Below are 12171 nucleotides of genomic sequence, written 5' to 3'. Positions count from 1 at the left end.
ATCTCGTCTTCTTGCGAAGCTTTAGTCGCTTCTCAGGATAAAGATTATTAATCTTTACTTAACCTCTTCCACTCGAGCACAGTTTTCGCCTTCTTACGAAGCTTCAACCGCTTCTCAGGACAAAGCGTTGCTTTGTTTAACCTCTTAACTCGAACATAGTTCTCGTCTTGCGCTCGGGTAAAGATTATTAATCTTTACTTATCCTCGCTCAGGTTTGACCATCCACTCACGGCCCTTGAGCATGCCTTGCCAGTAAATCGGTGGCAAAATCTGTTCTTTAAGCAACCATGCCAAACGAGATGGTTTTTGCCCATCAATCACCCATTTTGGAAAACTAGGAAGTAATTTTCCGCCGTAACCAAACTCTGCCAGAACGATTTTTCCACGTTCTACCGTGAGTGGACATGAGCCATAGCCGTTGTATTCACAAAAGTTTTGCTCACCTTTGAGCTGGGCTATAACATTCACAGCAACGATCGGAGCTTGTGCACGTGCGGCAGCAGCAGTTTTGGCATTAGGCGCATTCATCACATCCCCTAAAGCAAAAATATTGGCATGCTGGGTGTGTTGTAAGGTTTGAGGATTCACACTCACCCAGCCTGCATCATCAGTGAGTGTACTTGCACGAATAAAATCAGGCGCTTGTTGCGGTGGAACAACATGCAACATATCGAAATCAGTTTCGATCAATGCTGCATTTGCATCATTCACCACCTTAAACCATGCTTTTTTTGCAGGCCCATCTACTTTGACAAGTTGATGGTTAAAGTGTAGTTCTGAACCATATTTTTCGACGTATTGCATTAGTGCAGGTACATATTCCTTCACACCAAATAAAACAGCACCAGTGTTATAAAAATGAATAGTGATATCTTTGAGTTTGCCTTGCTTTAACCAGTAGTCAGCTGAAAGATACATTGCTTTTTGTGGAGCACCCGCACATTTAATCGGCATAGGTGGTTGGGTAAAGATTGCCTTTCCACCGTTTAGCTGTTGCACCAGTTCCCATGTATACGGCGCCAAGTCATATCGATAGTTAGACGTCACCCCATTTTTACCTAAGGTTTCGACTAAACCTTCAATGCCATGCCAATTCAGTTTTAAACCCGGACAAACAACCAAAGCTTTATATTGTATGGGTTGGCATCCTTCCAAAATAACCTGATTATGCTCAGGGTCGAATCCAGCAACAGCTGCTTTCATCCATTTCACTTTTGAAGGAATCACACTTACCATTGACCGTGCGGTTACTTGTGGTTTGAAAATACCCCCACCAACCATGGTCCAGCCCGGTTGATAATAATGTGTATCTGCCGGATCAATAATGACAATATCTAAATGAGGTTCACGACATAAAAGACTAGACGCTACAGAAATTCCTGCTGCTCCAGCGCCCACAATAACAACGCTATAACAAGGAATAGTGGCTGGTTCATGGTCACGTTTTAAAATACGTGGCACCAAGCCTTTCAAATTGAACCCAAGCTTATTACCCGATTCAACTAACAATGTTGCATCTTTTGGGGCAATTTCAGCCAAAGCCCATAAACTGATTGCACGCATACCAGTACGGCAATACGCTAAAACAGGTTTTTGGGCATTCTGATAAAGCTGTTTAAACTCAGCAACTTGTTGATCGGTAATTTTGCCACTGGTAACAGGTTGATAGATTACGTTTAGGCCATATTGTTGAGCTGCTTCTTCAATTTCAATTACATTCGGTTGGTCTGCACCTTCTCCATCTGGACGGTTACATATCAGAGTTTTTATTCCTTGGCCTGCAATTTTTGCGACATCATCGGCAGTAATCTGGCCCGCAACATAAAATTCTTGATTAACTCGTTTAAGTTCCATATTGCCACCTTATAATTGTGAAATTGAGCCGCAAGCCTGATTGGCAGGAAGTGCTTTATCGATTTGTTTTGGATATGGCAGATTTAAGTTATTCATTAATTCAATAAAATCTTCACGCGAGCGATTCCGACCTAGACGTGAATTATTTAACCGTTCATAACCAATTGTTGAAGACAGACGACCTTTGTAATCGTGCCCCGGATACACAATAGTGTCGTCAGGTAGGCTGAAAAGTTGTTTGTGAATACTGTCATAAAGTGTGCCTGCATTACCTTGTTGGAAGTCAGTTCGACCGCATCCATCAATTAATAATGCATCACCAGTGAAAACCATATTTCCTGCTAAATAACTGGTACAAGCATTGGTATGACCTGGTGTATAACGTGCTTCAATACTGAGAGTGCCAACTTTAAGCATGCAACCATCTGTAATTAAAATATCTCCGCAACTTACATCTGAGTTTCGGTGTAAAACCGATTTGCAATGGAAACGTTCACGAAGCAAATTCGCAGCAGTAATATGGTCTGCATGAACATGGGTATCTAAGGTATAAATGAGCGTAAATTGATGCTGCTCTAATTCTTTTGCATAAATTTCTATATCTGATGCGACTGGATCAATTAAAACAGCCTCTCGTGTTTCTTCACACCCAAGCATATATGTATAAGTCGAACTTTCCTGCTCAAAAAACTGCTTAAAGAACATGATTTATACCCCAATAATTTATTTATATCCTATATTTTGCAAATAAGATGCCAATTATTTAAAATTAAATAATAAATTTAAAAATCAAATATTTAAAACAATAAGTAAAATTAAAGTTAGAAAACGAGCACAGCTTGATGTTCCTATGAAACTCAAGTATGTTTCAATGAAACGATTGTGAAACATTTAAAATGGCAAAACTAAATTTTGAGTCAGAACAGGATTTTTATATTTTATTCGAGCAATTAAAAGCTTTATTCCCACATGCGAGTCTGTTTTTAGCAGACACAACGACTCAAGCAATTCACTATAAATTTAATACAGATGACATTTCTGTTGAGAGCATGGCAGCGCTTACTCAAGACCATCATAATCAATATCTTGAGATCAATACTTCTAAAATGAGAAAGCGATTTATCTATCAAGAACATGATATTTACATTGCAGAGCATCGGATTATTGGGAAATTGCATATTCTACAGCCCGTTAGCATAGAGAATGATATTGCTAATCAAGTAGAGCTAACAGAACAATTGCAAGACTTGGCTAAAGTTTTCAATAGTTGTTCACCAGAAATGGCTCGTATGTTTTCAATTATTCAAAGAGTAGCAATTACTGAGTTTCCAGTGCTTGTCCGCGGCGAATCTGGTAGCGGTAAAGAACTTGTGGCAAAAGCAATTCATGATTATAGCCAACGTAAAAATAAGATTTTTGTAGCGATTAACTGTGCAGCTTTAAATTCTAATATTTTAGAGAGTGAACTATTTGGACATGTGAAAGGTGCTTTCACGGGAGCAATTCGCGATCATAAAGGCGTGTTTGAACGTGCCGCAGGTGGAACGCTTTTTCTGGATGAAATTGCCGAGATTCCTTTAGAGCTTCAAGCTAAATTATTACGGGTGTTAGAAACAGGTGAATTTACTCCTGTAGGTGGTGAAAAACCGATTCAAGCCAATGTCCGCATTATTACAGCAACACATAAAGCTTTACGCGAAGAAGCTAAGGCTGGACGTTTCCGCCATGATTTACTCTACCGTTTACGTGTGATTCCAATTTTTATACCACCACTCAGAGAACGAAAGGTCGATATTCCTCTTATTGTCGATCAGATTTTAAAAGAAAGCTCAACTCAACTCGACACCATGCCTCGTCATGTCAATCAAAAAGCCATGCAAGTTCTTTTAAATTATGACTGGCCAGGAAATGTTCGTGAGCTTAAAAACACTCTGCTTTATGCGTTAACCATGGCAAATGGTAAGGATGAAATTGAAGTCGAAGACTTACCAAATGAGCTTTTAAATGCAGATGATTACGTTAAATTGCCTGAGATAAATACAGAACTTACCCCTGAAAATGTACAAGCTGCTTTAGAAAAATACAATCATAACCTAAATATGGTCGCGAATATTTTTGGAATTAGTCGTACTACCCTTTGGCGATATAGACAAAAGCATAAGCTTTAGCTAGGTATTTACCTCGTCTAAGGCGTATCATATTGCACTTGGTTAGGTTCGTTAGTTCAAAGGCTTTATATGATTGTTCGCGATAAAAGCAATGTATTTAAATTATTATTTGCTTGGAAAGGAACAATTTTACCGAAGGTCTTGCCAGCACTGAGTTTTGTTGTACTTATTTCAGCATGTGTGGTCTGGCTCTCTTATTATCATTGGATTCAAATTCCTACCGTACCTGCGATCGGATTTACCATCTTTGGTGTGATTCTTTCGATTTGTACGGGTTTTCGAAATAATGCGTGTTATGACCGATGGTGGGAAGGTCGCAAACTTTGGGGCGCACTAATTGCCAATGCTAGACATATTGTTAGAGATAGTTATGTTCTAACCAATGAACAACGTGAACATTTAATTCATCAGGTCTTAATTTTTAGTAACTTGTTGCGTGATCGTTTACGTCAACAAACAGTCGAACCCACAAAATTTCTTGAGCATGCCTATTTAAATAATTCTTCACTTAATTATTTAAATGAGCATATTAATGCACCTCAGTTTGTACTCGAAAATATTCAAAAAGATTTAGTTAAAATACTCAAAGACGGCGAAATTAGTGACATTATCTATAGCACGCTAAATCGACATATTATTGAGCTAGGCAATATTCAAGCGGGTTGTGACCGAATTGCTGGTACACCTTTACCCTACTCTTATTCTGTACTTTTACATCGTGCTGTTTACTGTTTCTGTTTTATATTACCCTTTAGCCTTGAAGCAGCTTTAGGTATTTGGACACCGCTTATTGTCGGCTTAATCGCTTATATGTTTTTAGGACTAGATGCATTAAGTGCTCAAATTGAAGAACCTTTCGGTTTGCAAGAAAATGATTTACCGCTCGATTCTATTGTGCGTTTGATTGAACGTGAGTCTTTAAGCTCTTTAGGACAGCCATTACCCCCTATTATTGAAGCCCAAAACAACAATTTACTTTAATAAAAAGAGCGAATCATCGCTCTTTTTTATAGGTTTAAGTGTCTGTTTATGGATGTACAATAATCTTAACGGCTGATTCATTGTTATGAATTAAGGTTTCAAAGCCTTGTGAAATCAAATCATCAAGTTGAATGCGCTGCGTAATAAAAGGTTCCAGATTTATTTTTCCTTCTTCTACCAGTTTAATGGTTTCTTGATGGTCATTTACATAGGCAATTGTGCCTCGTACATCAAGCTCTTTCATTACCACACTGTGCACATTAATTGATGCTGGGTGACTCCAAATCGAAACTATAACAATCACACCTGTTGGTTTCACTGCCGCGACTAAAGTATCTAACACCTTGTTAACGCTACTACATTCAAAAGCTACATCAACACCATCGCCATTGGTAATTTTCATAACCTCAGAAACAACATCAACTTCTGACGGGTCTAAAATATAATCTGCAACACCCGACCCTTTGGCTTTTTCTTTACGTTTTGCACTTAGTTCGGTAATGATGACTTTAAGACCTTTCGCTTTTAAAATTGCCGAAAGCAATAAACCAATAGGACCCGCACCGCCAACCAGTGCAATATCATCAGCCTTTGCACCACTACGTACGAAAGCATGATGCCCAACCGATAGCGGTTCAATTAAGGCTGCCTGATCCAGTGGAATTTTATTGGAAATTGGGTGCACCCAACGGCGTTTAACCGCAATTTTTTCCGACAAACCACCGCCACGACCGCCTAAACCAATAAAGTTCATATTTTTGGAAAGATGATAATTATCGCCCGGTCCAGTCGGTACATCATCCGCCACAATATAAGGCTCTACGACGACATGCTGACCAATTTCAATATCATCAACACCTTCACCTACGGCATAAACCACACCTGAAAATTCATGTCCCATGGTAATCGGTGCAGATTCACCTGAAATAGGATGCGGATGTCCACAAGGTGGAATAAAAATTGGTCCTTCCATAAATTCGTGCAAATCTGTACCACAGATTCCACACCAAGCTACCTTAATGCCTACAGTGCCGGGAGTGACTTCTGGTTCAGGAATATCTTCAATACGAATATCACCTCTGTCATAAAAACGCGCTGCTTTCATTATTATCTCCCTCAAATCAGGATGTTGTTTTAGCGATAGACTATTCCGCCGTCCGTTAAAATAGATTGACCTGTTATATAGTCCGAATCTTCACTTGCTAGAAAAGCAACTAATGCGGCTACATCGTCTGGTGTTTGGGCTCTACCTAAAGCAATGCCTTCCACATACTTTTTATAAGTTTCACCAATTGCAGCACCGGTAATTTCAGCAAAACGTTTATCAATTTCAACCCACATGTCAGTTCCGACAATTCCGGGACAATATCCATTTACCGTAATACCGTGACTGGCATATTCTTTTGCCGCAGCTTGGGTAAGTGCTCGTACCGCAAATTTGGTTGCCGAGTAAATACCGAGTAAAGCAAACCCGTCGTGGCCTGCAATTGAGCAAGCATTAATGATTTTACCTTTATGTTCGCGTTGTTTAAATTTTGCAGCAGCAGCCTGTATTCCCCACAGCACTCCACCAATATTAATATCAACAATTTTTTGGAATTCATCTGGTGTGATATCAGCAATCACTTGAACTTGTGCAATTCCAGCGTTATTGATCATGACATCAAACCCACCAAGTGTCTGCTCAGCATGATTTATAGCAGCATACACGTGCTCGCGGTCACTTACATCGGCAATAAATGTACTCGCATTTACACCTAAAGCCTGAATTTCCTGCTGCACATCGTTCAGTCGATCTTGTTTCATATCAACTAATGCAATATGTGCTCCTTCTTGCGCCAAGCGCAGGGCAATCCCACGGCCAATGCCTTGGGCTGCCCCAGTCACTAAAGCGACTTTATTTTTTAATCCCTTAACCATGTTCAACTCCTGTAAATGTAGAATTTCTACATATGAATCGCTCGTTGCATTGAAGCCAAAATGGATTCATGCATGGCTTCTGATAATGTTGGATGCGGGAAAATCACTTGAGCTAAACTTTCATCAGTTGCTTCTAGATATTTGGCAATCGCAAATCCTTGGATATGTTCGGTCACTTCATGACCTACCATATGTGCACCAAGTAATTCACCCGTTTCTGCATGTACCACCGTTTTAACGAAACCTGACGCATCTCCAATTGCTAAAGCTTTACCATTTGCAGTTAAAGAAAACTTGCCAATTCGTATAGGTAGATTCTTAGCTTTTGCTGCATTTTCCGTTAAACCAATACTCGCTACTTGTGGATGCGTAAAAATACAACCCGGTATCTGGCTACGATCGAGTGAATGTACGTTTTTCACACCAGCAATTTTCTCGACACAGATCATGGCTTCATGACTTGCTTTATGGGCAAGACACGGTGCTCCAGCAACATCCCCAATGGCATAAAGCCCTGCTACATTGGTTTTACAATAGTCATCAATTGCCACAAAACCTTGTGGATTGAGTTCTACACCTAAACGTTCTAGTCCTAGCCCCGTGATATTAGGTTGTACACCAATTGCCGAAAGGACACGGTCAAAAACAATCGTTTGAACTTCATTTGCTGTTTCAATCACACAGTGAACTTGCCCATTTTCAATTTGAATACTTTGAACGACAGCATCGGTTAAGACTTTCATACCTTTTTGTTCAAACTGCTTTCTGACAAATTGAGCAACTTCTGCATCTTCGGTTGGTAAAATCTGCTTGGCTAAATCAATTATTGTCACCTGACACCCCAAGTCTTGATAAAGGCTAGCAAACTCACTACCAATTGCACCTGAGCCCACAACCAGTAAACTTTTTGGTAATTGCTCTGGTACAAGCGCTTCTTTATAGCTCCAGACATACGTTCCATCGACAGGAAGCTGAGGAACATGTCGAGCTTTCGCTCCAGTTGCCAAAATGATATGCGGTGCACTCAAAGCCTGACTATTACCTTGAGCATCGGTCACTTCAAGTTTTTCTTTAGCCGTAAGTTGAGCACGGCCATTAAACACTGTCACCTGATTCTTTTTAAGTAAATAATCGATGCCTTGTACTAACTGAGCTGACACTTGTCGGCTATGCTGCACAAGCTTTTGTATATCAAAATCGAGTTGAGATACCTGAAAACCAAACTGTCCAGCATGTTTAAACTGGGTTGCAAGCTCTGCCCCTGCAAGCAAAGCTTTGGTTGGAATACAGCCCCAATTTAGACAAATTCCGCCTAAATGTTGCTCTTCTACAATTGCGGTTTTTAGTCCGAGCTGGGCTGCACGAATTGCAGCCACATACCCACCCGGTCCCGCGCCAATCACAATTAAATCAAATTGAGTTTCTGACATGCGGGTTCTCCTACACCAAAATTAAAGCAGGGTTTTCAACAAACTGCTTAAAGCTGGCCAAGAATTTCGCCCCAACTGCACCATCAATGACTCGGTGATCGCATGACAACGTCGCTGTAACAATCTCACGAACCACTACATTGCCATTTTCAACAACAGCGCGAGATTCAGAAGCGCCTAATGCCATAATTGCACCTTGCGGTGGATTAATAATGGCATCGAACTGTTTGATGCCTAACATTCCTAAATTTGAAATGCTAAAGCTGCCGCCCTGAAACTCATCAGGTTGTAACTTGCCAGTCTTGGCACGCGTTGCCAAATCACGCATGTCATCGGAAATCTGTGCTAAAGACTTCTGATTTGCTGCTTTTACAATCGGTGTAATTAAACCGTTTGGAATAGCCACGGCCACCGAAATATCCGCTTGAGAGAACTGTAAAATTGATTGAGTCGCCTCATCAAATTGAACGTTTACCTCAGGTACTTTAATCAGTGCCGCCGCCGCTGCCTTAATTAGCATGTCATTAATAGAAAGTTTCACTTGTGGAACAGTCTCATTAATCTGCTTACGCAAATTTTGCAAAGCTTCTACGTTTAGATCGACCACTAAGCGGAAATGCGGTGCATTACGTTTTGCAGCCTGTAACCGTGAAGCAATCGCTTTACGCATACCATTCATCGTAACCGTAGTAACAGTCGATTTTGGTTGAGCAGCACATTGCACAGGTTGTTCATTTACTGACGTTGGGTTATTACGATAGTAAACCGCTTCAACATCTTCTTTACAGACACGGCCACGAGTACCTGAAACACGGCATTCATTTAAATTAATGCCCCATTGTTTTGCTAAACGGCGTGCTACAGGTGTCGCTAAAACTTGGCTATCATCGGCCGTAGATTTAACCACTTTAACTTGAGTTTGCTGCTTAACATCAGGCCACTGACCACCAGCAGCCTGTACAGCCTTCTGGATGTCTTGAACACTAATACGTCCTTCACGACCAGAACCTGTGACTTTTGCCAAGTTTACATTGTGTTTTTCTGCAAGCTTCAAGGCATGCGGCGTTGCAAACAACTCATTAGATGTTTGATAACCTTGTAATGACTCGGGTACAGCATAGTCACCTTTAGCGACCTTTACAGGAGCTGAGGCACTAACTGCTACAGTCTGTGGTTGTTCTGCTTTTTCAGCAATAGGTGCAGATGTTTCCGCTTTACTTTTCTCCGAAGGTGCTTCAGGTGCTTGAGCTGCTGAACCGCCTAGTGACGCAATAAATTTTTCAATTTCTGCATCAGAAACTTGGCTTTCAGCACATACGGCAATAAGGCCACCAACAGGTAAAGTATCACCATCTTTTGCTAAAATTTTACGGAGTGTTCCAGCAAAAGGCGCTTCTAACACATTGACGATTTTTGTGGTTTCAATTTCACAAATTTCATCGCCCTTATTAAAGCTATCACCCTCTTTAATCAACCATTGGGCGATCGTGCCTTCTTCCATGGATAATCCCCATTTCGGGATCTCCAGCGTTTTAATTTCGCTCATCCTAAGCCTCCAATGTTTTTCGCACAGCTTGCTCAATACGCTCTACACTTGGAATCCATTCTTTTTCTAAAACTGGAGAGAATGGAACAGGCGTATGTGGTGGCGTTACGAGTTCAGCAGGTGCTTTCAAATAGTGGAAACCTTTTTGGGCGATCAGTGCAGCCACATCATGACCAAAGCCACAGCGTGCCGCTGATTCATCCACAATAACCACACGCCCAGTCGATGCAACAGACTCTAAAATTCCTTCCTCATCCAGAGGTGAAATTGTGCGAGGGTCGACCACTTCAACCGAAATACCATCTTTTGCTAGTTTATCTGCTACTTCATTGGCACGGTGTACCATCAGGCCTAAAGCAATAATGGTCACGTCTGTCCCTTCACGGGTGTAATTTGCTACACCAAAAGGAATGGTATAGGCATCATCTGGAACATCACCTTTAATGTCATAAAGCATTTTATGTTCACAGAACACTACAGGGTCATCATCTCGAATAGCCTGAATTAAGAGTCCTTTCACATCATATGGGCTAGATGGAACTACAACTTTTAAGCCCGGAACCGCAGCAAATACGTTATAGGGTGACTGAGAATGCTGAGCTGCCGCAGAAAAACCTGCGCCAATCATGCCACGTACAACCATTGGTGCTTTTGCTTTTCCGCCAAACATATAACGGAATTTAGCGGCTTGGTTATAAAGCATATCATGACACACGCCATAGAAATCCATAAACATTAAATCGGCAACAGGACGTAAACCTGTTGCTGCAGCACCAGCGGCCATACCAATAATTGCAGACTCGGTAATTGGCGTATCAATAACACGTTCCGAACCAAATTCTGTCCATAAACCTTTGGTTACACCCAATACACCACCGAAACCTTCTAGCTGATTTTCTTCAGTGTTCTTACCGCCATGTCCACCGCGAACATCTTCACCAACAACAAATACCGTTGGATCACGGCGCATTTCTGATTCAATGGCTTCTTTAATTGCATTACGAAAACTTTTATTTGGCATCTTTACTATTCCTTTAGTAAGAGACATAGACGTCAGTAAGGAGTTGTTCTGGTTTTGGGTATGCCGCAGCACGAGCTTTAGCAACGGCATCATCAACATTTGCCTTAGAAGCTGCATCAATCTCGTCTAGTTTGGCTTCATCAATTTTGCCTTTGACTTTTTCACGGAAAATTTTCAAAGGATCTTTATTTTCTTTGATGAACTCGACTTCCTCTTTAGAACGAATCAAGCCAGGGTCTCCTTCGAAGTGGCCATAAAAACGATTTGTAATGGTTTCAATCACGCTTGGACCTTCACCACGACGTGCACGTTCAATGGCAGTTTGAGCGGCTTCATAAACTGCGAAGAAATCGGTACCATCAACTTTAACCGCAGGCAAACCAAAACCTGCTGCACGACCTGCAATGTCTTTGCTTCCTACTGCGTAATCATGACCAGTACCTTCACCAAAACCGTTATTTTCGAAAACGAAAATTACTGGAAGTTTAAGAACAACAGCCATGTTCATCGCTTCAAAAGTAAGGCCTTGGTTTGAGCCACCGTCACCTGTAAAAGACAGTCCGACGCCACCAGTCTTTAAGGTTTTTGCTGTCAAAGCTGCACCAATTGCTAAAGGAGGTCCACCACCCACAATCCCGTTGGCACCGAGCATACCTTTATCTAAATCGGCAATATGCATAGAACCGCCTTTTCCGCGGCATAGTCCGTCATCTTTACCGAAAATTTCCAGCATCATGGCGTGAATGTCACAGCCTTTTGCAATACAGTGTCCATGTCCACGGTGTGTTGAAGTGATATAGTCTTTGTCTGTTAAGTTTTCACAAATCCCGACTGCTACAGCTTCTTCACCACTATATAAGTGAATAAAACCTGGAATATCACCATTGGTATTTTCTTCGTGAAGTCGATCCTCAAATTCACGAATATCACGCATGCGTTTATATGCTGCGAGTAATTGCTCTTCCGTTAATTGCATATCCTTTTCCTTTATTATCTTGATTATTAAAAATCAACCAAGTTTCAGCGAGTGTTATATATTTCGCTATAAATAATAAAGCTCAATTTAATTTAATATGCTATTAGACTAAAAATTTTAAAATAAGTTTTTTAGCTATTAATTTTTATTTTTCACAAACTTACACCATAAAAATAAAATTAAAAAATTTTAATACATTTCATTTACTTGCAAAACAAACCTTTAACCAACCTTTATTAATTTATAATATTGGCTGTGTACTACGCTCATTAATA

10 protein-coding genes are annotated in these 12171 nt (G+C 40.7%); 2 read left to right on the top strand and 8 right to left on the bottom strand.

The genetic code is table 11. The annotated features are described in order from the left end of the window. Positions 1–198: 198 nt before the first annotated feature. Both ACXM0J_RS10480 and ACXM0J_RS10475 read right to left on the bottom strand, forming a co-directional pair. Positions 199–1854, bottom strand: coding sequence for a bifunctional protein tyrosine phosphatase family protein/NAD(P)/FAD-dependent oxidoreductase (locus ACXM0J_RS10480; RefSeq protein WP_086264630.1), 1656 nt, complete (start codon positions 1852–1854; stop codon positions 199–201). A gap of 9 nt (positions 1855–1863) precedes the next feature. Continuing rightward, the gene (locus ACXM0J_RS10475; RefSeq protein ID WP_086264629.1) at positions 1864–2559 is read right to left on the bottom strand and encodes an MBL fold metallo-hydrolase; all 696 of its coding nucleotides are present in this window, start codon (positions 2557–2559) and stop codon (positions 1864–1866) included. Between the two features lie 191 nt (positions 2560–2750). Between ACXM0J_RS10475 and ACXM0J_RS10470 the strand changes: the two genes are divergently transcribed. Both ACXM0J_RS10470 and ACXM0J_RS10465 read left to right on the top strand, forming a co-directional pair. Further along, the gene (locus ACXM0J_RS10470; protein ID WP_086264628.1) at positions 2751–4022 is read left to right on the top strand and encodes a sigma-54 interaction domain-containing protein; all 1272 of its coding nucleotides are present in this window, start codon (positions 2751–2753) and stop codon (positions 4020–4022) included. 69 nt (positions 4023–4091) lie between these two features. Beyond that, positions 4092–5003 carry a bestrophin family protein gene (locus ACXM0J_RS10465; RefSeq protein WP_086264627.1) on the top strand — a complete coding sequence of 304 codons (912 nt, stop codon included), beginning with the start codon at positions 4092–4094 and terminating at the stop codon, positions 5001–5003. A gap of 46 nt (positions 5004–5049) precedes the next feature. On the opposite strand, the gene ACXM0J_RS10460 is transcribed toward ACXM0J_RS10465, so the two are convergent. The 6 genes from ACXM0J_RS10460 to ACXM0J_RS10435 are packed head-to-tail and all read right to left on the bottom strand — an operon-like array spanning position 5050 to position 11896. After that, a complete protein-coding gene (locus tag ACXM0J_RS10460) occupies positions 5050–6108 on the bottom strand; it encodes a 2,3-butanediol dehydrogenase (protein WP_086264626.1) in 1059 nt (352 codons plus the stop codon). A gap of 29 nt (positions 6109–6137) precedes the next feature. After that, positions 6138–6923 carry an acetoin reductase gene (locus ACXM0J_RS10455; RefSeq protein WP_086264625.1) on the bottom strand — a complete coding sequence of 262 codons (786 nt, stop codon included), beginning with the start codon at positions 6921–6923 and terminating at the stop codon, positions 6138–6140. A 26-nt stretch (positions 6924–6949) separates the two neighbouring features. Further along, positions 6950–8353 carry a dihydrolipoyl dehydrogenase gene (lpdA, locus tag ACXM0J_RS10450; RefSeq protein WP_086264624.1) on the bottom strand — a complete coding sequence of 468 codons (1404 nt, stop codon included), beginning with the start codon at positions 8351–8353 and terminating at the stop codon, positions 6950–6952. Positions 8354–8363: 10 nt separating this feature from the next. Beyond that, positions 8364–9899, bottom strand: a complete 1536-nt coding sequence (locus ACXM0J_RS10445) for a 2-oxo acid dehydrogenase subunit E2 (protein WP_086264623.1) — start codon at positions 9897–9899, stop codon at positions 8364–8366. Position 9900: 1 nt separating this feature from the next. Next, positions 9901–10920 carry an alpha-ketoacid dehydrogenase subunit beta gene (locus ACXM0J_RS10440; protein ID WP_086264622.1) on the bottom strand — a complete coding sequence of 340 codons (1020 nt, stop codon included), beginning with the start codon at positions 10918–10920 and terminating at the stop codon, positions 9901–9903. A 13-nt stretch (positions 10921–10933) separates the two neighbouring features. Further along, positions 10934–11896, bottom strand: a complete 963-nt coding sequence (locus ACXM0J_RS10435) for a thiamine pyrophosphate-dependent dehydrogenase E1 component subunit alpha (protein ID WP_001177517.1) — start codon at positions 11894–11896, stop codon at positions 10934–10936. Positions 11897–12171 lie beyond the last annotated feature (275 nt).

The organism is Acinetobacter sp. GRABPA_MV_2 (assembly GCF_056725885.1).
The sequence above is the reverse complement of the archived record's forward strand: the minus strand, read 5'-3'. Positions and strand labels throughout refer to the sequence as shown.

What these genes read in the sequence shown, in the direction of transcription:
- ACXM0J_RS10460 (WP_086264626.1), bottom strand. Translation starts at nt 6,108, where the DNA reads ATGAAAGCAGCGCGTTTTTATGACAGAGGTGATATTCGTATTGAAGAT.
- ACXM0J_RS10465 (WP_086264627.1), top strand. Translation starts at nt 4,092, where the DNA reads ATGATTGTTCGCGATAAAAGCAATGTATTTAAATTATTATTTGCTTGG.
- ACXM0J_RS10440 (WP_086264622.1), bottom strand. Translation starts at nt 10,920, where the DNA reads ATGCCAAATAAAAGTTTTCGTAATGCAATTAAAGAAGCCATTGAATCA.
- lpdA (WP_086264624.1), bottom strand. Translation starts at nt 8,353, where the DNA reads ATGTCAGAAACTCAATTTGATTTAATTGTGATTGGCGCGGGACCGGGT.
- ACXM0J_RS10445 (WP_086264623.1), bottom strand. Translation starts at nt 9,899, where the DNA reads ATGAGCGAAATTAAAACGCTGGAGATCCCGAAATGGGGATTATCCATG.
- ACXM0J_RS10455 (WP_086264625.1), bottom strand. Translation starts at nt 6,923, where the DNA reads ATGGTTAAGGGATTAAAAAATAAAGTCGCTTTAGTGACTGGGGCAGCC.
- ACXM0J_RS10475 (WP_086264629.1), bottom strand. Translation starts at nt 2,559, where the DNA reads ATGTTCTTTAAGCAGTTTTTTGAGCAGGAAAGTTCGACTTATACATAT.
- ACXM0J_RS10480 (WP_086264630.1), bottom strand. Translation starts at nt 1,854, where the DNA reads ATGGAACTTAAACGAGTTAATCAAGAATTTTATGTTGCGGGCCAGATT.
- ACXM0J_RS10470 (WP_086264628.1), top strand. Translation starts at nt 2,751, where the DNA reads ATGGCAAAACTAAATTTTGAGTCAGAACAGGATTTTTATATTTTATTC.
- ACXM0J_RS10435 (WP_001177517.1), bottom strand. Translation starts at nt 11,896, where the DNA reads ATGCAATTAACGGAAGAGCAATTACTCGCAGCATATAAACGCATGCGT.